The 22170-nt window shown below is 61.3% G+C and carries 20 protein-coding genes and 1 riboswitch; of the genes, 11 read left to right on the top strand and 9 right to left on the bottom strand.

The genetic code is table 11. From position 1 onward, the window contains the following. Positions 1-88 precede the first annotated feature (88 nt). Both ftsH and DV520_RS04645 read left to right on the top strand, forming a co-directional pair. Positions 89-2077 (top strand): ATP-dependent zinc metalloprotease FtsH, encoded by a 1989-nt coding sequence (gene ftsH / locus DV520_RS04640; protein ID WP_117141980.1) that lies wholly within the window; start codon positions 89-91, stop codon positions 2075-2077. Positions 2078-2228: 151 nt separating this feature from the next. Further along, positions 2229-2495, top strand: coding sequence for a hypothetical protein (locus tag DV520_RS04645; protein WP_117141938.1), 267 nt, complete (start codon positions 2229-2231; stop codon positions 2493-2495). A gap of 67 nt (positions 2496-2562) precedes the next feature. Here the strand turns inward: DV520_RS04645 and DV520_RS04650 are convergent, their stop codons facing one another. Beyond that, complete coding sequence (locus DV520_RS04650) at positions 2563-5157, bottom strand: cation-translocating P-type ATPase (protein ID WP_117141939.1); 2595 nt, start codon at positions 5155-5157, stop codon at positions 2563-2565. Between the two features lie 347 nt (positions 5158-5504). Here DV520_RS04650 and DV520_RS04655 point away from each other — a divergent pair, with 347 nt between their 5' ends. The 5 genes from DV520_RS04655 to DV520_RS04675 all read left to right on the top strand — a co-directional run bounded on the left by DV520_RS04655 (position 5505) and on the right by DV520_RS04675 (position 8383). Continuing rightward, positions 5505-5894, top strand: coding sequence for a NusG domain II-containing protein (locus tag DV520_RS04655; protein WP_117141940.1), 390 nt, complete (start codon positions 5505-5507; stop codon positions 5892-5894). Then, positions 5894-6421 (top strand): Gx transporter family protein, encoded by a 528-nt coding sequence (locus DV520_RS04660; protein ID WP_117141941.1) that lies wholly within the window; start codon positions 5894-5896, stop codon positions 6419-6421. Before DV520_RS04655 ends, DV520_RS04660 begins: the two co-directional genes overlap by 1 nt. Positions 6422-6608: 187 nt before the next feature. Then, entirely contained in the window at positions 6609-6902 is a 294-nt protein-coding gene (locus DV520_RS04665) for a biotin transporter BioY (protein WP_242984649.1), read from the top strand. A 29-nt stretch (positions 6903-6931) separates the two neighbouring features. Then, the gene (locus DV520_RS04670; RefSeq protein ID WP_117141942.1) at positions 6932-7909 is read left to right on the top strand and encodes a biotin--[acetyl-CoA-carboxylase] ligase; all 978 of its coding nucleotides are present in this window, start codon (positions 6932-6934) and stop codon (positions 7907-7909) included. 87 nt (positions 7910-7996) lie between these two features. Next, positions 7997-8383 carry a hypothetical protein gene (locus DV520_RS04675; RefSeq protein WP_021920437.1) on the top strand — a complete coding sequence of 129 codons (387 nt, stop codon included), beginning with the start codon at positions 7997-7999 and terminating at the stop codon, positions 8381-8383. Between the two features lie 91 nt (positions 8384-8474). On the opposite strand, the gene DV520_RS04680 is transcribed toward DV520_RS04675, so the two are convergent. The 3 genes from DV520_RS04680 to DV520_RS04690 form a co-directional block, all read right to left on the bottom strand. Further along, positions 8475-9080 (bottom strand): VanZ family protein, encoded by a 606-nt coding sequence (locus DV520_RS04680; RefSeq protein WP_117141943.1) that lies wholly within the window; start codon positions 9078-9080, stop codon positions 8475-8477. Positions 9081-9301: 221 nt separating this feature from the next. Further along, entirely contained in the window at positions 9302-9898 is a 597-nt protein-coding gene (locus DV520_RS04685) for a hypothetical protein (RefSeq protein ID WP_117141944.1), read from the bottom strand. Between the two features lie 42 nt (positions 9899-9940). Further along, the gene (locus DV520_RS04690) at positions 9941-10765 is read right to left on the bottom strand and encodes a carbon-nitrogen hydrolase family protein (protein WP_021920440.1); all 825 of its coding nucleotides are present in this window, start codon (positions 10763-10765) and stop codon (positions 9941-9943) included. Between the two features lie 211 nt (positions 10766-10976). On the opposite strand from DV520_RS04690, the gene DV520_RS04695 reads away from it, so the two are divergent. The 3 genes from DV520_RS04695 to DV520_RS04705 all read left to right on the top strand — a co-directional run bounded on the left by DV520_RS04695 (position 10977) and on the right by DV520_RS04705 (position 15767). Further along, positions 10977-12806, top strand: a complete 1830-nt coding sequence (locus DV520_RS04695; protein ID WP_117141945.1) for an LTA synthase family protein — start codon at positions 10977-10979, stop codon at positions 12804-12806. Positions 12807-12857: 51 nt separating this feature from the next. Further along, positions 12858-13436 carry a hypothetical protein gene (locus DV520_RS04700; protein WP_021920442.1) on the top strand — a complete coding sequence of 193 codons (579 nt, stop codon included), beginning with the start codon at positions 12858-12860 and terminating at the stop codon, positions 13434-13436. A gap of 183 nt (positions 13437-13619) precedes the next feature. Next, positions 13620-15767: a 5'-nucleotidase C-terminal domain-containing protein gene (locus DV520_RS04705; RefSeq protein WP_117141946.1), complete on the top strand. Its 2148-nt coding sequence runs from the start codon at positions 13620-13622 to the stop codon at positions 15765-15767. 90 nt (positions 15768-15857) lie between these two features. Here the strand turns inward: DV520_RS04705 and DV520_RS04710 are convergent, their stop codons facing one another. Beyond that, positions 15858-17339 (bottom strand): aldehyde dehydrogenase family protein, encoded by a 1482-nt coding sequence (locus DV520_RS04710; protein WP_021920444.1) that lies wholly within the window; start codon positions 17337-17339, stop codon positions 15858-15860. Positions 17340-17598: 259 nt separating this feature from the next. Between DV520_RS04710 and DV520_RS04715 the strand changes: the two genes are divergently transcribed. Next, positions 17599-18399: a response regulator transcription factor gene (locus tag DV520_RS04715; protein ID WP_117141947.1), complete on the top strand. Its 801-nt coding sequence runs from the start codon at positions 17599-17601 to the stop codon at positions 18397-18399. A gap of 41 nt (positions 18400-18440) precedes the next feature. On the opposite strand, the gene DV520_RS04720 is transcribed toward DV520_RS04715, so the two are convergent. From DV520_RS04720 to DV520_RS04740, 4 genes are all read right to left on the bottom strand, one after another. Further along, the gene (locus tag DV520_RS04720) at positions 18441-19181 is read right to left on the bottom strand and encodes an amino acid ABC transporter ATP-binding protein (RefSeq protein WP_117141948.1); all 741 of its coding nucleotides are present in this window, start codon (positions 19179-19181) and stop codon (positions 18441-18443) included. A 1-nt stretch (position 19182) separates the two neighbouring features. Beyond that, positions 19183-20136, bottom strand: coding sequence for an amino acid ABC transporter permease (locus DV520_RS04725; protein ID WP_021920452.1), 954 nt, complete (start codon positions 20134-20136; stop codon positions 19183-19185). Between the two features lie 93 nt (positions 20137-20229). Beyond that, positions 20230-21174, bottom strand: a complete 945-nt coding sequence (locus DV520_RS04730) for a transporter substrate-binding domain-containing protein (RefSeq protein ID WP_021920453.1) — start codon at positions 21172-21174, stop codon at positions 20230-20232. 102 nt (positions 21175-21276) lie between these two features. Then, positions 21277-21452: riboswitch (Lysine riboswitch) on the bottom strand. A gap of 147 nt (positions 21453-21599) precedes the next feature. Continuing rightward, entirely contained in the window at positions 21600-22166 is a 567-nt protein-coding gene (locus DV520_RS04740; protein WP_117141950.1) for a flavin reductase family protein, read from the bottom strand. Positions 22167-22170: the final 4 nt, after the last annotated feature.

Genomic DNA, 22170 nt, shown 5'->3' on the forward strand with positions numbered 1-22170 from the left:
GGCATCCTGCGGCGGAAGCCTCACCGCCGCAAAAAGGAGTGACATCTTTTTGAAACAAAACACGAACCCCTTTCGCGGTCTGATCCTGATGCTCTGTATCCTGGCGCTGATCTTCTGCGCCACCAGCATCTTTCGGACCACCTCCCACCAGACAGAATACTCCTACGCCGATATCCGGGCGCTTTTTGAAGAGAAAAAGGTCGATAAGGTGCTGGTGGACGACGATACCCTCACCCTGACCCTCAAAGAGCCCCTGAACGGCGCCCAAGTGGTCACGTATTCCCTTTACAATTTTGATCTGTTCTACAATGACTTTAACGACCTGGTGGTCCAGCAGTGGAAGGACGGGATCATCTCCGACTATGAGTACCCCGACAGCCCCTCCCCCGCCTGGATGGGCAATATCCTCACCTGGGTGGTGGTCCTGGCTGTCATGGCCCTGCTCTGGTACTTCCTGTTTCTGCGCCGGGCCCAGGGCGGGGGCGGTCCCTCCGCCACCCAGTTCGGCAAGGTCAAGGCCCGCACCCTGGCGGAAACCGGCCGGACCGTCACCTTTGCCGACGTGGCCGGCGCCGACGAGGAGAAGGAAGAACTGGCCGAGGTGGTGGATTTTCTCCGCCAGCCCGCCCAGTATACCCAGCTGGGCGCCCGCATTCCCAAGGGCATCCTCCTGGTGGGCCCGCCGGGCACCGGCAAAACCCTGCTGGCCCGGGCGGTGGCCGGGGAGGCCGGCTGCCAGTATCTCTCCATCTCCGGCTCGGACTTTGTGGAGCTCTACGTGGGCGTAGGCGCCTCCCGGGTCCGGGACCTGTTTGAGCAGGCCAAGAAGAATGCCCCCGCCATTGTCTTCATCGATGAGATTGACGCCGTGGGCCGCCAGCGGGGCACCGGCCTGGGCGGCGGCCATGACGAGCGGGAGCAGACCCTGAACCAGCTATTGGTGGAGATGGACGGCTTTGCCTCCAACGAGGGGGTCATCGTGCTGGCCGCCACCAACCGGGCCGACATTCTGGACCCGGCCCTGCTGCGGCCCGGCCGGTTTGACCGCCAGATTTACGTGGGCCTGCCCGACATCAAGGGCCGGGAGGAAATCCTCCGGGTCCACGCCCGGAACAAGCCCCTGGCCGAGGACGTGGACCTGCACACCGTGGCCCAGGCCACCGTGGGCTTCACCGGCGCTGATCTGGAGAACCTGCTCAACGAAGCCGCCCTTCTCTCCGCCCGGGAAAAGCGTCCCTTCATCCGCATGGATGTCCTCCATGAGGCCATGCTGAAGGTCATCGCCGGGCCGGAAAAGAAGAGCCGGGTGGTCCCCCTCCACGCCCGGAAGCTCACCGCCTACCATGAGGCGGGCCACGCCGTGGTCATCCACGAGCTGAAAACCCAGGACCCGGTGCACCAGATCACCATCATCCCCCGGGGACCTGCCGGCGGCCTGACCATCTCCCTGCCGGAGGAGGACCGGATGTACCAGTCCCGGCAGGAGCTCCAGGAGCGCATCTGCACCTGCCTGGGCGGCCGGGTGGCGGAAGAGCTGGTCCTGGGCGATATCTCCACCGGGGCCTCCAACGACCTGCAGACCGCCACCTCCATCGCCCGGAGCATGGTGATGAAGTACGGCATGAGCGACCGGCTGGGCGCCATCTCCTATGACAGCGACCAGGAGGTCTTCATCGGCCGGAGCATGTCCCAGGCCCGGGCCTACTCGGAGGAGGTGGCCGGGCTGATCGACGAGGAGATCAAAGCCATTCTGGACACCGCCTATGCCCGCTGCCGGGAGATTCTCTCCCAGAACATGGACGCCCTGGAGCGGACCGCCCAGTATCTTCTGGAATTTGAAACCATGTCCGCCGAGGACTTCCAGCTGGTCTTCCAGCCCCCGGAGGTTCTGGAACGCCGGAAGGCCGAGGAGCGGGTCCAGCGAACCCGGCAGGCCGAGGAAAAGGCCGCCGAGCAAGCCCGTCTCCAGGCCGCGCGGGAGGCGGAGATGGCCCGCCGCCTGCAGGAGGCGGACGAAGCTGCCCAGTCCAAGGAGGACGAGACGCCTCCGCCGCCGCAGAATCCCGATCCCTTTTAACGGATTGATCGCCCCGCATTTTCTCCGCGAGCAGAGCTGGGAAAATGCGGGGCTTTCTTCTGCCGGGGATCGACGGTTTTTCCTGCACCCTTCCCGCCCCTTCGACATAGATTGCCATGGGTCCCAAAAATTCGAGAGGAGAATTTTGACCATGTGTAATATGTCTTCTTGGAACAGCGGCTGTGGCTGCGGCTGCGGCGGTACCAGCTTCCGCCCCACCACCATGACCGCGCGGGTCCTGGAGGTCCAGTGCTGCTCCCTGCTGGTCTGCGACTGCGACACCTGCCAGCAGGTCCAGGTGAACACCGACGACGCCTGCTGCTACCGCGTGGGGGATTGTCTGTGCATCCACTACAACGGCGCCATGACCAACAGCCTCCCGCCCCAGATCTCTGCCACCTGCATCCACCGCAGATAACCATCCCCAAGGGCCCAAAAAACCGGTGCTCGGAAGATCCGAGCACCGGTTTTCCACGGTACATGGGTCAGGAGGCTTTCCGCAAACGAACCCGAATGGCCTTGAGCAGCTGGATCACCACCATGCTCCCCACAGCCAGCGCCGGGATGGCCAGCCCCAGCTGCCAGGGCAGGGCCACAGCCTGCATCAGCTCCTCCAGGGGGGGGATCACCAGCACCGCCGACAGCAGGAGCGCCCCCACCAGGAAGGCCCCCAACAGGGGCTTGTTGTTCCAGAACCGCCGGGTGAAGAGAACGGGCTCCGCGGCCTTGCAGTTGAAGCCGTGGAACAGCCGGGACAGACATAGGGTCGCAAAGGCCATGGTGGCCCCCGCCGCCTCTCCGCCGTAGCGCAGGCCCAAATGGAAGGCCACAATGGTCCCCACCGCGATGACCAGCCCCTCCAGACCCACGCTGGCCAGGAAGGGCTTGGTGAGAATTCCCTCCTTCCGGGGCCGGGGTTTCTCGTGCATCACCTGCTCGGTGTGGGGCTCCAGCCCCAGGGCGATGGCGGGCAGGGAATCGGTGAGCAGATTGATAAACAGCAGATGGACCGCCGCGAAGGGCACCGGCAGAGCCAGCAGGGAGGCATACAGCACCGTGAGAATCCCCGCCATGTTCCCCGACAGCAAAAACTGAATGGACCGGCGGATGTTGGCATAGACGTTCCGGCCGTTCTTCACCGCCTGCACAATGGTGGCGAAGTTGTCGTCGGTGAGCACCATGCCGGCGGCGTCCTTGGCCACCTCGGTGCCGGTGATGCCCATGGCCACACCGATGTCCGCCTGCTTCAGGGCGGGGGCGTCGTTGACCCCGTCTCCGGTCATGGCCACCAGGGCCCCCCGCTCCTGCCAGGCCCGGACAATCCGAATCTTATGTTCCGGCGACACCCGGGCATAGACCGACACCTGGGGCACAAAGTCCTGGAGTTCCTGGTCGGTCATGGACTCGATGACCGCGCCCTCCACCGCCTGGGTGCCCGGGGTCAGAATCCCGATTTCCCGGGCAATGGCCGAGGCGGTTACCACATGGTCCCCTGTAATCATAATGGGACGGATCCCTGCGGCGATGCAGTGGGCCACCGCCTCTTTGGACTCTGCTCTGGGAGGGTCCATCATGGCGATCAGGCCCAGGAAGAGCATGTTGTTCTCCTCCTCCAGGGAGACCTCCGTGGACTCCAGCCGCCGGCAGGCAAAGGCCAGTACCCGAAGGCCCTGGTTAGAAAAGGTCTGGTTGACCCGCTCGATCTCCTCCCGTTCCCCGGGCCCCAGCACCGTCCGGTCCAGCATCACGTCCACCGCGCCCTTGGTCACCAACATATAGCCGCCGGCAAACCGATGGACCGTGGACATGAGCTTCCGGTCCGAGTCAAAGGGCAGTTCCCCCAGCCGGGGCCACTGGTCCCGGACATCCAGCTCATCAAAGCCAAAGTCCTCCCCCAGGCGGACCAGGGCGGTCTCCGTGGGGTCCCCGATCTCCCCTTTCTCATTCACCGTGGCGTCGCTGCACAGCAGAGCCGCCCGGAGAAGGGGCTCCTGCACAGGGTCCTTGAAGTTGGCCTCCTGAGCGGGTATGATCCGCCCGCCCACATAGAGCTGCCGGACGGTCATCTTGTTCTGGGTCAGGGTGCCAGTCTTATCCGAGCAGATCACCGACACACTCCCCAACCCTTCCACCGCCTGGAGCTTTCGGATCACCGCGTGCTCCTTGGCCATCTTCCGGGTGCCGAAGGAGAGGACAATGGTGACAATGGAGCTCAGCGCCTCAGGGATGGCCGCCACCGCCAGGGCCACGGCGAAGAGGAAAGCGCTCATCACATTTTCCCCGCGGAGCAGAACACTCACGGCAAACAAAAGGCCGCACAGGATCAAAATGCCGATGGAGAGTTTTTTGCCAAACTGATCCAGGCTCACCTGGAGGGGGGTCTTCTTCTCCGAGGTGGACTTCAGCAGGGCCGCAATCTTGCCCATCTCGGTGTCCATCCCTGTGCCGGTGACCAAAAACCGGCCCCGGCCATAGGTGACAAAGGTGCCAGAGAACACCATATTCTTCCGGTCTCCCAGGGGAACCTCCCCGTCAATGACCTCCGCGGCCTTCTCCACCGGCAGGCTCTCCCCGGTCAGGGCGCTCTCGGCGGTCTTCAGGCTGGCACATTCCAGCAGGCGGCCGTCGGCACAGACGGCGTCGCCTGCCTCCAGCACCACGATATCCCCCGGGACAACCTCCCGGCCGGGAATTTGGACCACTGTACCATCCCGCAGAACCTTCGCCGTGGGGGCCGACATCTGTTTCAGGCTGTCCAGGGAGGCCTCCGCCTTCACCGTCTGGACCGTGCCCAGAACCGCGTTCATGGTGATCACCGCCAGGATGACCACCGTACTCTCCACATCTCCCAGCACGGCGGAGACCACTGCGGCCAGGATCAGAATGATCACCAAAAAGTCCGCGAACTGCTCCAAAAAAATCCGAAATGTGGATTTTTTTCCCCCTTCCCGCAGCTCATTGGGGCCGTACCGCTCCAGCCGCCGGGCGGCCTCGTGGCTGGTCAGGCCGCCAGGGCCGCTTTCCAGGGTGTCCAGCAGGTCCTTGCCGGACCGCTGCCAGATCTGATCGGGTGTTTTCATGCCTTCTTCTTCCTTTCTGTTCCGCGACAGCCTGGGCACGCAAAAAAGACGAGCCCTTTTGCCCCCACACCTTCGCGTATGGATTCAAAAGTCTCGCCATTTCAAACCGAAGCGGGGCCCTTTGGCCCGTGCATTGACGCCGCGGCTCCACAATCCCTTGTGCCAGCTACTCCCTTTTTCTACGGGGCATCATATCCTATTTTGCAGGGTTTGTCAAGAGGAATCCCCGGTCTTTCCCCGGAAAAGGGGCCCTCCCCTCCAGGCCCGCCTCCCGCAAAAACTCTTGCTATTCTTCCCCGAATGCAGTAAGATATTTGTATCTTATCCCCTCGTTTGGAGGTGGGCACATGCCCCAAGCTTCCTCAGGCAAACCCCTTCGTTTCTGGCTTCTGCTCATCGGCCTCATCGCCCTGGCGTGTGTGGCCGGTCTGGTCACCCTTTCCCTCCACCGCCAGTCCGGCGCCATGGTGCAGATCACCCAGGACGGCCAGGTGGTGGGAACCTATTCCCTGCAGCAGCCCCGCACCCTGCGCTATGAGAGTCAGGACGGCGGGTACAATATCGTGGTCATTGCAGACGGCAAGGTGCGGGTCTCCGAGGCCAGCTGCCCGGACCAGGTCTGTGTCCGCACCGGTCCCACAGACCAAACTGCTTCCCCCATCGCCTGCCTTCCCAACCGCCTGGTCATCCAGGTCATTGACAATGGGACGTCGTCCCAGCTGGACGGAGTGTCGTAATGAATATCAGAAAACTCACCACCATGGCCATGCTCACGGCCATCTCCATGATCGTCTTTCTCATTGAGGCCCAGATCCCCCTCCCCATCGCCATCCCCGGCGTGAAGCTGGGCATCGCCAACGTGATTACCCTCTTTGCCATCTGGACCCTGGGCCGCCGGGAGGCTGGCGCCATTCTCATGGTGCGGATCGTCCTGGGCAATCTCATCATCGGCAATGTCATGGGCATGCTGTACAGTCTGGCCGGCGGGGTGCTGTGCTGGCTCGTCATGTGCCTGCTCAAGCCCCACGTGGGCCGGAAGCAGATCTGGGTGATGAGCGTCTTCGGCGCCTTGGGCCACAATGCCGGCCAGCTGGCTGTGGCTGTCTGGGTCTCCGGCACCCCCGCCCTGGCCTTTTACGCACCGGTTCTTCTGCTGGCGGGGATTGTCACCGGTTTCTTCACCGGCCAATGCACCCAGGCGGTGCTGAATCATTTAGACAAGCTGAAGCACACCGCAGAATCGTCAACCAGTCCAAAAGATTAAGTTGACAAATATCTCTTTTTCGTGGTATACTGACGCATCCCTTCCGAAATGAGGCGAATGCTGATGTCTGTACCTACCCACACCAAAGCCCTGGACCTGGCGTATATTGCCCTGATGGCCGCCCTGATCGCCCTGTGTGCCTGGATCTCTGTCCCCTTGGGGCCGGTCCCTTTTACCATGCAGACCTTTGGCATCTTCGCCGCTCTGGGGCTGCTGGGGGGCCGCCGCGCTCCTCTTCTGGGGCCTCACCGCCAAGCTGGGGCAAACCCTTCCGGTGATGGCCTCGGCCATGGTGCTGGGGCTGGTGCTCTGCTATGCCTTCGGCACCTTCTGGTTTCTCACCGTCTACACCGGCGGCAGCGGGGAGACCCTGCTGGGCGCCCTGACCCTGTGTGTGTTCCCCTATGTTCTGCCTGACCTGGGGAAGATTTTCCTCGCCCTGGTGCTGGTCTCCCGGGTGAAAAAACACCTGGCCCTATAACCTCTGTTTTCCAAGGAGTTGATTTCCCGATGCAAGTCAAAGACCGTGTCCTGGAAGCCCTGGAGGGCCACCGGGGAACCTATTTCTCTGGCGAAGCCCTGGCCAAAGAGCTCCAGGTCAGCCGGAACGCCGTCTGGAAGGCTATCCGTCAGCTTCGGGACCAGGGGTATCCCATCCACGCAGTCTCCAACCGGGGGTACTCTCTGGCCCCGGACAGCGCCATGCTCTCCCCCCAGAGCATCGCCCCCTTCCTCACCGTTCCCGGCCTGCAGGTGGAGGTCCAGCCCGTGGTCACCTCCACGAATCAGGTTTTACGCCAGCGAGCGGAGGAGGGGGCCCATGAGGGACTGGCTCTGGTGGCTGTTACCCAGACCGCCGGTCGGGGCCGGCGGGATCACAGTTTCTTCTCCCCCCCAGATTCCGGCCTTTACCTGAGCTTTCTTCTCCGCCCCGATCTCTCCGCCCGGGATGCCCTCTCTTTGACCACCTGCGCCGCCGCCTCGGTGGCCCTGGCCATTGAGGAGTGCGCCGGAGTGGACGCCAAGATCAAGTGGGTCAACGATGTGTTTTGTCATGGGAAAAAGGTCTGCGGCATTCTCACTGAGGCCGCCTTGGATTTAGAAACCGGCGGCCTGCAGTATGCCATTGTGGGCATTGGGGTGAACCTCTTCCCCCCGAAGGGGGGCTTCCCTCCGGAGCTGCCGGAGGCCGGCGCGGTTTTCCCCACCCGTCCTCAGGGGCTGGAGGGGCGCAGCCAGCTGGCAGGGTCCATTCTCAACCACTTCTTCTCTTTCTATCCCCACCTAAAAGATAAACCCTTCTTTGCGGATTACCGGCGCCGCTCCCTGGTTCTGGGCCAGGAGATCACCGTCTTAGAAGGCGGGCAGACCCGCACCGCCTTTGCCCTGGACCTGGAACGGGATTTCTCCCTCCGGGTCCGGGAAACCGACGGCACCATCCATACCCTATCCTCTGGGGAGGTTCGGGTCCGGCCGGCTCATGGTTGAGTTCACACATTTTTTACGATTCTTCCCTTGACTGTCCCTCCCCCTGGGGTATAATATTCTTTACTATCTGCAAAGGGGGATGATTCCTTGGCGGAGCCCACAAAAACATTTTGGCAGCGGCACCCTGGCTTTGACGTTTACAGCCTGTTCTGGCTGGTTCTCTTTCTGATCCTGGCGGCGCTGGGGCGGTTTTATCTCCCCCTGTTCCTCCCAGCCGCCGTGGTTCTGGTCTACCTCCTCATCCGGCTGTTCTCCAAAAATCAGCAGAAGCGGCAGGTGGAAAATGCCCGTTTTATCGCCCTGTTCCGGTCCATCTTCCGGTGGTTCCGGGGGCGGAAGGTGCTCCAGACCGACAAAGAGTATTACTATTTCAAGTGTCCCACCTGCGGTCAGTCCATGCGCCTGCCCCGGGGACTGGGCAAGGTGGAGATCACCTGCCGGTCCTGCGCCTCTCGGTTTGAGACAAAGTCCTAATGTCAAATAAGTTCTCCAATGCAGTAGGCATTGGAGAACTTATTTTTTCATAGAGCTTAACCCCTTTTCAAAGCGTGACTATCTTTGCATTTTATAGAAACCAGGTCCAATTATATAACAAAAAATTGCAGGCACAGGCCAGTGTCAAATAGATTACCGGTTCACAGCTGCCCAGTGAAACCGTCCGTTGTGCCTCCTTCCCCCCGAAAAAATGCTTTCCCACCGTCTTCCACACCAGATATCCTAACATGGTCCCCAACGTATTCATCATTACATCATCCACATCCACCAGCCGATTCGTCGGTACTTGGGCAAACTCAATAAAGACAGACAGCAAGAAACCTGTGAATGCCACTTTGAAGGGATTTCTAAAGTTCTTCCATATATAGGGGAGCAAAAATCCCAACGGCATCAGCATGATCACATTCATGCAATAGGTGAATATCCCCTCCGATTGAAAGGGGACCCAGCTTATGTTTGCCTGCTGAACCGTGGCAGCCCATCCGCCTTTGGCAATGACATCCCATATAGAGCCGATTCCCGTCACAGAAAAAACAAGCCATATATAAAGCATCATCGTGTATGTCCACACATAGTGGGTCAGTGTAGACTTTTTTCGTGCCAGCAGCCTCATGCTCTGATAGAGCATACCCGGCACTATGGTCAAAAGAATTGGGATCATCAGCATCAAAAGCATTCTTTCCGCTCCCCCTTCCACTTACCCATCCAATCTACCATGGATCTCTGAAAAAAGCGTTAAGGTTTGCGAAATTTTTTCTTAAATCACGATGGCTTCCGTGCCACTTCCCCTCTTGCAATCCGGCGCTGTCAAATTCACCGCGCCATGGTTCGACCGGTACAGGCTTCGTCCCTGCCCGAACAAAAAAACGCGCGGCCTACGCCGCGCGTTGGAGACGGTTATTCTTTTCCTTCCGGCCGTCTGCCGCAGACGGGGCAGCGGTCCGAGGAGGCCCGGTACCAGGTTCCGCAGGCAGGACAGTGGGACATGGCCTGGTTCTCCCGGCAGGGTACCGCAGACTTTTCCGCCGCCGGGGCGGCGGTCTCCGGGGCAGGCTGCTGACGTCCAGGGGCAGCGGCCGGTCCCCTCTCCTCTGTCATCTGGGTCAGCTTCTGGTGGATTTCCCGGGTGGTCTTCACCTGCATCACCAGCAGCAGGATCAGCTCATACCCCACCCGCAGCAGGATGGGCCCCACCGCCAGGATCACCAGGCCCAGGGCCAGGTTCTGAAACCCTGAGAAGAACCCGCTGAAAAAGACCACAATCCCGTACAGCACCGCCAGGCAGGTGAGAAACACGTAGAGAATTTGCAGCAGCTTCTCCATCACCAGGGTCTTGGGGCTGAAGAGATCATAGAGCATCTGAAACACCGACGGCAGATGGCCGTCCTTCTCCTTGGGCAGCACCAGCACCACCAGCAGGGCGGTCAGCGCCACCGCCAGCACCAGGATTCCAATGACACCGGCGGCATAATTTTGATAACCGTAATAATACATGGCAGCATCCCTTTCTTTGTCTGTGGGGCTCCAACGGGGCCGTTATGTTTGTTGCTTCGTGCGGTACAGATCGGTCCGGCGGCCAGAGAGAATGGGAATCTGGGCCCGGTAGCGGGCCAGGTCCCCCAAGTCAAGGTCCACCACCCGGACCGCCTCCCCCTCGCCACAGTCCGTGAGGATCTCCCCCCAGGGATTGCACACCAGGGAGTGGCCATAGGCCACATAGGAGGCCGACCTGTCCCGGGCCGGGGAACAGCCGGCCACAAAGCACTGCTGATCCAACGCCCGCATCCGGAAGGCCAGGTCCCAATGCAGGGGGCCCGTGGTCATGTTGAAGGCGGCGGGCACCAGGATCAGCTGGGCCCCCAGGTCCCCCATGACCCGGAAAAACTCGGCAAAGCGGATATCAAAGCAGATGGCCAGCCCCAGTTTTCCCAGCGCTGTGTCCACCACCGTGATCTGGCTGCCGGCGGTGAGGGTGTCCGACTCCATAAACCGCTGGCCCCCCGGCACATCAATGTCAAAGAGGTGAACCTTGCGGTGGCGGGCCAGCTCCTCCCCCTGGGGAGAGAAGAGATAACAGGTGTTGTAAATGGCCTCCCCCTCGATCTCCGGTACCGACCCTCCCGCCAGGTAAATCCCCAGCTCCCGGGCCATGCCGGAAAGAAATTGCCAGGTCTCTCCTCCGGCGGGCTCCCCGTAGACCGGAAAGCAGGCATTCTCATAGGGACAGTTGAACATCTCCGGCAGCAGGGCCAAATTGGCGCCCTGGGCGGCGGCCTGACGGAGGCAGCTCTCCGCCCGGCGGAGGTTCTCCTGTTTGTCCGGTGTCACACGCATCTGGCACAATCCCAATCGGATTCCCATCGGCAGGCTCCTTTCCTTCTCCCGGGCCCCGCCGGGGACCGGCGGGGAACCACGGGGGTTCTTCCATGACTGTACCATATTTTCTGCCCGGACGCAAGGTGAAGCAGGCGGGTTCTCCTTCCCTTTCCATTGCGTCCCAGGGTGTTTTCCTGTATAATAAAAGGGATTTCCTCCCAAACTGTTTGGGAAAGATGGAAAGGAACTCCTTTTTATGACTGCATCTCCCACCCGCCGGCAGCTGGTTTTCCTGCTGGGCAGCCTGCTGCTGGCTCCCCTTGTCACCCTGTATGCCACCCAAGCCGTGTGGCTCCAGAGCCTGTGGGCGCCCCTGCCCTGGATGGCCTCGCATGGCGGTGCAACCGTGCTGTTTTGGGTGCTCTTCTCCAGTCTGAGCCTCACCCTCTACGGCTTTTTCCGCCGGCTGTTTCCCGCCTATCTGCCGGAAGTGGCCGTCTTTATGGGGGTGGCCGTCACCAGCCGGTATAAGCTGGACATCAACGGCGCACCTCTCCAGTTAAGTGATTTTGCCTTCGTGGGCAACCTGGGCGACATCACCGGGTATGCCGCCTCTCAGCTCATTCCCACCTTGACTACCCTGCTGGCCATCGGCGTGGCGGCCGTTCTCACGGAAACCCTCCGCCGCAAGGAGACCTGGCGTCCCTCCCTCACCCAGGGCTTCGTCCTGGGCAGCCTGTGCCTGACGCTGTTCCTCTCGGCGCTGTACCCCGGTGCCCTTCAGTCCGCCGCCCTTCGCCTGGACCAGAACAGCCCGGACCAGGAGACCCGCAACGAACGGATGGGGGTGGTGCTGGGCCTCTACACCGCCTGGGCCCAGCGTCTCCAGGTGGAGACCGGCACCGCCGACCCGGAGACCACCCGTCTGGTGGACCAGCTGCGGGCGGACGCCATGGGGCCAGGCACCCCCGCGCCTGCCGCCGCCCCGGACATTATCTTTGTCACCTCCGAGAGCTTTTTTGACGTAACCCGTCTGCCGGGTCTCACCTTTTCCCAGGACCCCCTGCCCAATTTCCACCGTCTGTCGGAGACCTGCACCAACGGCCCCTTTCTCTCCAACACCTATGGCGGCGGGACCGGACATGTGGAGATGGAGATGTTCACCGGCCTGACCTCCTCTCTGCTCAAGGAGGGGGATACCCTAAATACCCTTCACACCGCGGTCTATCAGGACCTGCCCACCACCGTCCGGCTGCTGCAAAAGGCGGGATACGCCACCACCGCCCTCCACGCCCACACCAGTGAGCTGTACAACCGGGAGACCATCTATCCCGCCATCGGCTTTGACACGGTGGCCTTTCTGGACGACTTCCTCACCCCCGTGGAGATCGCAGGCAAGTACGCCTCCGACGACTCCTTCGCCCGGGAACTCATCGCCCGGTATGAAGCCCGGGACCCCAGCCAGCCGGTCTTTCTGTACGGCATGTCCATGGAGAACCACCAGACCTACACCCCGGAAAAGTACGGCCAGCCCTCGGGCTTTCCCGCCCAGTGCGACAAGCTGTCCCAGGAGGACTTGGCCATTCTGGACGCGCTGGTCATGGGGCTGCACCACGCGGATGCCTCCCTGGGGCTGCTCACCGACTACTTCTCCCAGGTGGACCGTCCGGTGATGCTGGTCTTTGTGGGGGACCATCTCCCCTCCTTGAACCTGTCCGACGGGGTCTCCCTCTACACCCACCTGGGGTACTCTCCCACGGAAGAGGCTGCGGACTGGGACCCGGAGACCCTGGAGAACATCCTGTCCACCGACTACCTGATCTGGACCAATTACGAGGCCCAGGCCGCCCCGGACCGGATGGAGAGCTGTACCTTCCTGGGGCTGCACACCTTACAGCGGGCGGGCATTCCTCTGAACCAGTATTTCTCCTGGCTGGACCGGGAGGTGGCCTCCCACATGCTCCTCTCCCGCCGCACCCTCTTTGTGGACCAGGACGGGAAGGGCACCTATTCCCCGTCCCAGGAGGACCTGGCCATACTGGAACAGTACACCGCCGTGGAGCGGAACCTGCTCTACCGTCGGTAGACCGCAGTTCTCCCCCACGCATTCTCAATCTTACAAAGGAGGTATTTCTCTATGGAAGAAAACAAACTCACCCACCGGGCCGGTCTGGTCCGGGAAGCCGCGGAAATTCTCAACCGCTACACCCCTTACGCCGCCGAGCGCCGGGTCACCTTTCAGACTGCGGAGAACGGCTGGCTCACCGCCCGGCTGGAACGGACCGACGGCCAGCCCCTGGCCCAAAGCGCCAACCCCATTGACCAAAAGCTGGCCCATCTGAAGGACCAGACCCTGGTGATCCGTCCCTTCTTTCTCCCCATGGCCAAAAGTCCCTGGGAGGAATCCGACGCCAACGACTTCACCCAGGTGAACTTTGACTACGCCGCCATTCTGGGCTACGGCGTGACCCCGGAGGGAACCTCCTTTATGAAGGCCCTCTATTTCCTCCCCACCGACGCCCTCCTGGCCGGTCAGAAGCCCCGCCCCGACGGCACCTGGCATCTGCCGCTGGCCACCTACTATGTCCACCAAATCAGTCTGGACCCCCGGAAAAAGTTTGCCCGGTTCCTCTATCTGGTGGAGCGGATCACCGAGGCATTGGAATACCAATACGACAAAACCGGCGGCTTCTTCAGCAACCCCGCCGCCCAGTGACAGCCCGTCTCCCCCGCCCGGCAACGGGGGAGACGGGTTTCCGTTTCCTGCATATTTTTCCCAAAATTTTCGTTGGAAATGGTGGCAATGTACGCAAAAATACGCTATACTATCCCTACCACCGCGGGTGAGAGGTCCCTCTCTCGTCCCCGGGAAATTTGAAGATATGGAGGATTGTCCAACATGAAACTATGGAAGAAGTTTTCCGCGCTCTTCCTGGCACTGGTCATGGTGCTGGCCCTGGCCATTCCCGCCGGAGCCACAGAGACGGAACAGGACCTGACCGGTCACATCGTTATTCTGCACACCAACGATGTCCACGGGGCCATCGGCGAGTATGCCAAAGTCGCCGCCTTGAAGCAGGCCTACCAAGCGGCCGGCGCCTATGTGCTGCTGGCGGATGCCGGCGACTTTATCCAGGGAGACCCCACCGTGAGCGCCTCCCAGGGAAAGACCGCCATTGAGCTTATGAACCTGGCCGGCTACGACGTGGCCGCCCCCGGCAACCACGAGTTTGACTACGGCTACCCCAATCTGAAGACCCTGGCCGGGGAAGCGGACTTCCCCATCCTGGCCGCCAACGTACGGTATGACAACGCCGCCGCCCTGGGGGATCAGACCACCTTCACCACCACCGACGGCAAAAAGATCGGCATTTTCGGCCTGGACACCCCTGAGACCGCCACCAAGGCCCACCCGGACAAGATCAAGGGGGTCTCCTTCCTGGCCGCCCAGGAGATGTTCGACTGCGCCCAGGCCCAGGTGGACGCCCTGAAGGCCGACGGCTGCGACTACATCATCTGCCTGGGCCACCTGGGCATTGACGCTGAGTCCACCGGCAACCGCTCCATCGACCTGCTGGAGAAGGTCACCGGCATTGACGTCTTCATCGACGGCCACTCCCACTCCACCCTGGAAGAGATCAAGGAAGCCACCAACGGCACTGGCAAGGTGGGTGACACCGTGCTCACCTCCACCGGTACCAAGCTGGCCAACGTGGGCATGGTGGATATTTCCCCCGACGGCACCATCTCCACCTCCAGCCTGGCCACCAGCGAGCTGACCGTCACCCCCGACGCCAAGGTCGCCGCCCGGGCCGAGGAAATCCAGAAGGAAATCGACGCCGACTACGGCACGGTCTTTGCCAAGACCGAGGTTGCTCTGGACGGCGAGAAAGCCAACGTCCGCACCGGCGAGACCAATCTGGGCGACCTGATCGCCGACGCCATGCTGTGGCAGGCCGGCCTCCTGGATGAAGGGGTGGACGCGGCCGTCACCAACGGCGGCGGCATCCGCGCCAGCATCGCCGCCGGGGACATCACCAAGAAGGACATCAACACCGTCCTCCCCTTCGGCAACACCCTGTACGTGGTAAAGGTGACCGGCGCAGAGCTGCTGGAAGCTCTGGAGGCCTCCACCTACTGCACCCCCGAGGCCATTGGCGGCTTCCCCCAGGTGGCCGGCATTGAGTTCACCGTGAACACCGGCGCCCAGTTTGACACCAAGGAGCTCTATCCCGGCTCCACCTATGGCAAGCCCGCCTCCATCAACCGGGTCATGATCCAGACCGTGGGCGGCGAGGCATTCAACCCCGAAGAGACCTACACCATTGTCACCAACGACTTTATGGGCGCCGGCGGCGACACCTACTACGCCTTCAAGGCTGCCTCCAGCGGCTATGACTCCGGCGTGCCCCTGGACGAAGTGGTCATGGACTACATCACCTCCGAGCTCAAGGGCGTGGTCTCCAAGGCGCAGTACGGCGAGACCGATAACCGCATCCACACCATCTCCTACAACGATGTGAAGGCCGGCGACTGGTATGCCAATGCCGTGAACTATGTGACCCTCACCGGTCTCATGAACGGCACCGGGGACGGCTTCTCCCCCAACCTGGCCATTAACCGGGGCATGATGGTCACCGTCCTCTATCGGATGGCCGGCTCCCCCGAAGTCACCGCGGAGAATCCCTTCACCGATGTGCCGGCGGACACTTGGTACACCGACGCAGTGATCTGGGCTTCCGAGAACGGCATCACCGCCGGCACCTCCGAGACCACCTTCTCCCCCACCAATTCCCTGACCCGGGAGCAGCTGGCCACCTTCTTCTATCGGTTCGCCGACTTTGAGAATCCCGATCCCATCGAGATCACCGGCGATCTGACCGGCTTCACCGACGCGGGCCAGGTGGCCTCCTATGCCACCGACGCCATGAAGTGGGCCATTGGCGAGGGCCTGATCTCCGGCACCACCGAGACCACCCTCTCCCCCAAGGCAACCGCCACCCGGGCACAGGTCGCCACCATTCTCATGCGGTACACCGCGGAGTAATTCCGGCGCCCTTGTCCCGTTTCTGACAGAAAAGCCCCGAACCCACTTGGGTTCGGGGCTTTTTCCCCGGCAGGGCAGCGGCCCATCCGGTCAGTGTTCATACCAGCCCACCGGGCCGGGGTTGAGATTGATGTTGATTTGCTTGACCTCCTGGTACTCCTCCAGGCCGTGGACACCCAGCTCCCGTCCGATGCCGGACATCTTATAGCCCCCCCACGGGGCCTCATTGAAGGTGGGGTTGTAGCAGTTGACCCAGGTGATCCCCGCCCGGATCTCCTTGATGACCCGCAGCGCCCGGGCCCCGTCCGCGGTGAATACCCCGCCGGCCAGACCGTAGATGGTGTCGTTGGCCAGGGCCACAGCCTCCTCCTCAGTTCGGAAGGTCTGGATGGTGACCACCGGGCCGAAAATCTCCTCCCGGACAATGGTCATCTCCGAGGTGCAGTTGTCAAAGATGGTGGGCTGCACAAAGTATCCCTTGGCGCACTCGCCCTCGGTGTACCGCGCACCGCCGCAGACCAGGGTTGCCCCCTCTTCCACCCCCTTGCGGATAAAGCCCAGAACGTCGTTCATCTGGCTCTCGCTGACCATGGGCCCCATGTCGGGGTTGTTCAGGGGATTGCCCAGGGTAATGGCGTTGGTCCGTTCCACCAGGCGCCGCAGGAAGGTCTCCTTAAAGCTCTCCTCAATGAGGATCCGGGACCCGGCGGAGCAGACCTCCCCCTGGTTGAAGAAAATCCCGATCATGGCCCACTCCACGGCCCCTTCCAGGTCGGCGTCGGCAAAGATGATGTTGGGGGATTTTCCCCCCAGTTCCAGGCCGATCTTCTTGACATTTGCCGCCGCGCAGCGCATAATGTCCTGTCCCACCGCCGTGGACCCGGTGAAGGTCACCATGCTGATGCCGGGATGGGCGGCGATGGCGCTGCCCACAGAGCCGCCAGGCCCCAGGATCAGGTTGACCGAGCCCTTGGGCATGCCGGCCTTTTCAAAAATCTCAAACATCTTCACCGTGGATAAAACGCAGTTGGAGCTGGGTTTGAAAATCACGCTGTTCCCTGCGGCCAGCGCCGGGGCCAGCTTCCAGGCCCCCATGAGGAAGGGGTAGTTCCAGGGGGTAATGAGCCCCACAACCCCCACCGGCTCATGGATGGTGTAGGAATGCATCTCCCCAAAGCCGGCGTTCACGCCATAGCTGCCCCCCTGGGGCATTTTGATGAGGCCCGCATAGTAGCGGTAGCAGTGGATGGCGTCGTCCACATCCCCCTCCGCCTCCCGCAGGGGCTTTCCCATGTCCACCGCGTCCAGGTAGGCCAGCTCCTCCCGGGCCTCTGCAATCAGGTCAGCGATCCGCAGCAGGAAATCTCCCCTGGTCTGGCTGTCCATATCCCGCCATTCCCGGGTCTCATAAAACGAGGTGTGGGCCGCGGCCACCGCCCGGTCCACGTCCTCCGGCGTGCTGACCACCACCTGGGCCAGTTCCTCCCCGGTGGCGGGATTGAACGTAGGGGCGGCGTTTCCGCTCACGCTCTCGGTCCATGCCCCGTTGATATAATTCTTGCAGCGCTTCATAGTTACCTCCTTCAATGGCATTGCGTTCCCTGTGGGCCCCGTGCCAACGCGAAAGGGCCCCTGTGTCCCCAGCTCTCACAAAGGAACTGGGCGGCTTTGGCTTCATTATAAGGGGCGGCGCTCCATTTTGAAATTCTTTCTTTCCCCCTCTTTTTACGGGAAAAAAAGTATAAATTCCTATTTTGAGGTATGGTGTTTCCTGTTATTTCATATTAAACTAAAAAAAGCAAACCATCCGGAGAAAGGAGCAGGCGTTTCATTGCTGGAGAAAAACCAATTTTTGATCTTCAATCATGTACTGTCTGAGCTGTACCGATGCCGGACCTATCAGGACCTGGGGGACGCCTTTCTGCCGATGCTGCGGATGCTCATTCCCTACCGCTACGCCAGCATCATGCGCCGGGCGGAGGCCGGGCCCTCCATCCACCTGGTGGACCCCCTCTGCGTCCCCGCCGCCTTTGCCGAGGCCGAGCGCCGGTACATGCGCTTTGCCGCCGACGACTACACCGCCTGGCTGAGCTGCTGCCGGGAGGCCACCCTCTTCCGGGAGAGCGACCTGGTGGGGGAACAGCAGCGGCTGCGCTCCACCATCTACCAGGAGTGCTATCAGCCCTTTGAGGTCTATGACTCCCTCCAGTACGGCATTGTCTGCAACGGTCAGCCCTTGGGGGCGCTGAGCCTGTTCCGCTGCCGGGAGGACGGGCCTTTCTCCGACCACGAGCTCTTCCTGCTCCGGTCCGTGGGCACGCACCTCAACCAGCAGATGGCCGCTCTGCTGGCGGGCACCCCCCCTGCGGGCGGGTCCCCTGACCACAGCCTGGCCGCCGTGGCCGCCCGCCACGGCCTCACCCTCCGGGAGCGCCAGCTGTTGGAGGAATTGACCCGGTTTCGGAACAACCAGGAGATCGCGGAGGCCCTGTCGGTGCGGGCCTCCACCTTACAGAAGCATTTTCAGAACATGTTTCGAAAATTCGGCGTGACCTCCCGCTGGGAGCTCATGCGCCTGCTGCTGGAGGAGGGCGCCCTGCCCTGGGTGCCCCCTGTCCCCCAGAGCGAATAAAAAAGGACCTGCCCGCCGGCAGGTCCTTTTGCCTCTGTTTTTCAGTGTGCACGAAAGCGGGAGAGGAACTCCTGGGTCTCCGCCTTCTGGGGGTTCTCAAAAATCTGCTGGGGGGTGCCCTCTTCCCAGATGACACCGTCCCGCATAAAGACCACATGGTTGGACACGTCCCGGGCAAAGGCCATCTCATGGGTGACCACCAGCATGGTCAGACCCTCCGCGGCCAGGTCCCGCATGACGGAGAGCACCTCCCCCACCATCTCCGGGTCCAGGGCGGAGGTGGGCTCGTCAAAGAGGAGGACCTCCGGGTCCATGGCCAGGGCCCGGGCGATGGCCACCCGCTGCTTCTGGCCGCCGGAGAGCTGCCGGGGCTTGGCGTTGATGTAGGGGGCCATGCCCACCTTGGTCAGGTACTTCATGGCCAGCTCCTTGGCCTCGGCGGCGCTCTTCTTGAGCACCTTGATCTGGCCCACGGTGCAGTTGTCCAGCACCGACATATTGTTAAAGAGGTTGAAGGACTGGAAGACCATACCCACCTTCGTCCGGTAGGCCGCGGCCCCGCCCTTCCGGGTGAGGATGTTCTCCCCGTGGAAGGTGATCTCCCCGCTGGTGGGGGTCTCCAGAAGGTTGACACACCGCAGCAGGGTGGACTTGCCCGAGCCGGAGGCCCCGATGATGGAGGTCACATCCCCCCGGTTCACCGTAAAATCAATGTCCCGGAGAACCTCATGCTTGCCAAAGGATTTGGACAGGTGGCGCACCTGTAAAATCATCTCATCCATGTCACTGGTCCCCTCCGTCCTGGTTTCTGGTTTCGTTGCCGTGGGCCCGGCGGGTCTCCGCCTTTTGCCCCTCCCGGACCGCGGCGTCCCGCTCGGCCTGGCGGCGCAGCTCCTCCCGGAGCATGCTCTTCTGGGCCTCCGGGTTGCGCTCGTCAAAGGGGGTGCCCCGGCCAGGATAATTGTAGGTACCGGCGGACATGGTCAGCGCGTCTACCTGAACCAAATCATAGCTGTCATTGCCGTCCAGCTTCTTCTCCAGCAACCGCAGCAGGAAGGAGGCAATGAGGGTCATGGTCAGGTATCCCACCATCTCAATGGCAGCGGAGGGGAAGTAGAGATAGTTCGACCCCACCACGGTGCGATGGATGGCAAAAAACTCGGTAAAGCTGATGATAAACATCACCGAAGTATCCTTGATATTAATGATGAAGTTGTTGCCGATTTGCGGAACGATATTTCGGAATGCCTGGGGCAGAATGACGCTGACCATGGTCTGCACGTGTGTCATGCCGATGGCCTTGGCCCCTTCGGTCTGGCCAGGGTCCACGGAGATAATGCCGCCCCGGACGGTTTCCGCCATATAGGCGCCGGTGTTGATGGAGACGATAAGGATGGCCGCCGCCCAGATATTGTCAAACCGCAGGGCGTTGTTGCTGAAATAGGGCAGGCCATAGTAAATGAACACCGCCTGGAGCACCATAGGAGTCCCCCGAAAAATCTCCACATAAACGCGCACAATAATTCGGATCAGCTTCAGCAGAAACCGCTTGGGCAGGGAATCACTTTTGGTATAAGGAATGGTGTTCAACACACCACAGACAAAGCCGATCAGGCACCCGATCAAGGTAGCCACCACCGCCAAGATCAGGGTGTTCTTGATGCCGTTCAAATAGGAACCACTGTACTGGCTCCACAAACGCACCATATCGGAGCCGAGCTGGGCGAATTGTTCCACAGAGGAGCACTCCTTTCTCTCTTTGCCCGGAACTGGGCAGTCCGGCGCCCCCGCCGGGGTACCGGCGGGGGCGGTTATGAATAATTGTGAAAATTACTGATTCAAAGGCTGGATGGAAACAGCATAATCCATCAGGTTGTCGAAGTTATCCTTGTTGAGCGCGGAAACCACCTTGTTGATGGCGTCCTTCAGCTCGGTATTGCCTTTCTTCAGGGAGATGCCGATGTTAATGTCCCCCTCGTCCACTTGGAAGTTATCCTCCGTGTCGGTGAAGTCCAGAATGACCATGTCATCGTAAGCAGCCACAGCACCCTTGGCTGTGGGAATGTCGGTGCAGATAAACTCTACGGCGCCAGTCTCCAGCGCCATCAGCATAGCAGGCGCCGTCTCAGCGGCGGTCTGGATCTCTGCGCCCTTAATCTGCGGCAGGCAGGTATCATACCAAATGGTTTCAATCTGCGCGGTGGCGGTACCGGTCAGTTCGCTGATTCCCTTTGCGGAAGCCTGAGGGCTGCCATCCTTTGCCACACAGACAATAGAAGCGTAGTAGTAGGGGCCGGCAAAGTCCACTTGCTCCATACGATCCTCCGTCATAGACTGACCGGCGATCACAGCATCATACAAACCGCTCTGAATCCCGGGAACCAAGGAGTTCCAGTCAGTGCGAACAATTTCCAGCTCCCAGCCGTAAGCCTCACAAATGCGCTTGGCGATCATCACATCATAGCCATTGGCGTATTCACTGGAGCCCTTGATGGGCACAGCGCCATTGGAATCGTCCATCTGGGTCCAGTTGTAGGGAGCGTAGGTACACTCCATCGCCACAGTGAGCACGCCATCCTCTACTCCAGCGATGGCGCTGGTGTCAGTACCGGTCAGGTCTTCCACGGGGGGAAGGTCCAGCGTAACGGTTTCCGCAGGGGAATTGGTCTCCGGGTTTTCCGCCGGGGCATCCCCATTGTCCGTGGTGTCTCCGCCACAGGCGCACAGGCCCAGGGCCATCACCAGTGCCAGGGTCAAGGCAAGCATCTTTTTCATGGTGGTCTCCTCTTTTCATTTTTTATTTGTTAAAAAAACCATGGACCCGAAGCAGATCCATGGCAAACAAACACAAATACGGGGCTCCCGCCCCTTTGGTTGTCCCATGATAGCGCTCCATCGTTTTGACAATGGCAGTCCGGCAGATCTTCTCTGCCGACCCAGGGCACCCCTCAGGCAGGAACCCGAGAAGCCCTTCGGCGGTGCCCCCTTTCGCTTCCCCGGTTGCCTGCCGGAGGTTGGAAGGTACTGATGAGCGCCGCGCCTCTATCATTGTTCTTCATTATACGGGACAAGACCTCCCCTTGTCAAGGAAGCAGAAGGAACAAGATACGCCCAGGTTTTTCACCTATTTTTGGGCAGTTCCGCACAGTTTCCAGGCTTTGCCCGGGGAAGGGCCTGCCTCCCCCGGGCAAAGCCCCGGTTCACTCCATCTTTTTTCTGCCGTCGTGGTAGGCCTGTCCCACCACACCGCCCAGCAGGCGGTATACCCGCCGAACCCGGTCAAAGGACAGGAACTGGGCCTTGTCGGCGTCCACCAGGCCATCCTCCCCCAGGATGGCCTCATCGGCGCTCATGTTCACCACCTGGCCCACAATCCGCACGCCGCCGGGGCCGTCGCTCCTCTCCACCACCTGGCACTCCAAGGTCAGGGGGAACTCCTCAAACAGGGGCGCGTCCACGAAAGCACTCCGCACCGGGGTGAGCCCTGCCCGGGCAATCTTGTCCGGGGTGGTGTGGCCGGAGACCAGACCCACATAATCCGCTTCCGTCAGGTGCGCCCGGTCGGCAAAGCTCACGGTGAAGGCCCCCTTTAGGGAGAGGTTTTCCGTGGTCTTATGGCCCTGGGAAATGTTGATCTCCACATAGCCGCCCCCCACCAGGCCGCCCCAGCCCACATTCATGGCGTCCGGAACCCCGTCGGTGTCGTAGGTGCCGATGATCAGCACCGGCTGGGGATAAAAGCCAACATCCTTGAAATTTTTTCGCATGGAT

Source organism: Evtepia gabavorous (assembly GCF_003425665.1).
In the GTDB taxonomy this organism is placed as follows: domain Bacteria; phylum Bacillota; class Clostridia; order Oscillospirales; family Oscillospiraceae; genus Evtepia; species Evtepia gabavorous.

What these genes read in the sequence shown, in the direction of transcription:
- DV520_RS04705 (WP_117141946.1), top strand. Translation starts at nt 13,620, where the DNA reads ATGAAACTATGGAAGAAGTTTTCCGCGCTCTTCCTGGCACTGGTCATG.
- DV520_RS04695 (WP_117141945.1), top strand. Translation starts at nt 10,977, where the DNA reads ATGACTGCATCTCCCACCCGCCGGCAGCTGGTTTTCCTGCTGGGCAGC.
- DV520_RS04655 (WP_117141940.1), top strand. Translation starts at nt 5,505, where the DNA reads ATGCCCCAAGCTTCCTCAGGCAAACCCCTTCGTTTCTGGCTTCTGCTC.
- DV520_RS04685 (WP_117141944.1), bottom strand. Translation starts at nt 9,898, where the DNA reads ATGTATTATTACGGTTATCAAAATTATGCCGCCGGTGTCATTGGAATC.
- DV520_RS04700 (WP_021920442.1), top strand. Translation starts at nt 12,858, where the DNA reads ATGGAAGAAAACAAACTCACCCACCGGGCCGGTCTGGTCCGGGAAGCC.
- ftsH (WP_117141980.1), top strand. Translation starts at nt 89, where the DNA reads ATGCTCTGTATCCTGGCGCTGATCTTCTGCGCCACCAGCATCTTTCGG.
- DV520_RS04645 (WP_117141938.1), top strand. Translation starts at nt 2,229, where the DNA reads ATGTGTAATATGTCTTCTTGGAACAGCGGCTGTGGCTGCGGCTGCGGC.
- DV520_RS04660 (WP_117141941.1), top strand. Translation starts at nt 5,894, where the DNA reads ATGAATATCAGAAAACTCACCACCATGGCCATGCTCACGGCCATCTCC.
- DV520_RS04680 (WP_117141943.1), bottom strand. Translation starts at nt 9,080, where the DNA reads ATGCTTTTGATGCTGATGATCCCAATTCTTTTGACCATAGTGCCGGGT.
- DV520_RS04730 (WP_021920453.1), bottom strand. Translation starts at nt 21,174, where the DNA reads ATGAAAAAGATGCTTGCCTTGACCCTGGCACTGGTGATGGCCCTGGGC.
- DV520_RS04720 (WP_117141948.1), bottom strand. Translation starts at nt 19,181, where the DNA reads ATGGATGAGATGATTTTACAGGTGCGCCACCTGTCCAAATCCTTTGGC.
- DV520_RS04740 (WP_117141950.1), bottom strand. Translation starts at nt 22,166, where the DNA reads ATGCGAAAAAATTTCAAGGATGTTGGCTTTTATCCCCAGCCGGTGCTG.
- DV520_RS04670 (WP_117141942.1), top strand. Translation starts at nt 6,932, where the DNA reads ATGCAAGTCAAAGACCGTGTCCTGGAAGCCCTGGAGGGCCACCGGGGA.
- DV520_RS04650 (WP_117141939.1), bottom strand. Translation starts at nt 5,157, where the DNA reads ATGAAAACACCCGATCAGATCTGGCAGCGGTCCGGCAAGGACCTGCTG.
- DV520_RS04690 (WP_021920440.1), bottom strand. Translation starts at nt 10,765, where the DNA reads ATGGGAATCCGATTGGGATTGTGCCAGATGCGTGTGACACCGGACAAA.
- DV520_RS04710 (WP_021920444.1), bottom strand. Translation starts at nt 17,339, where the DNA reads ATGAAGCGCTGCAAGAATTATATCAACGGGGCATGGACCGAGAGCGTG.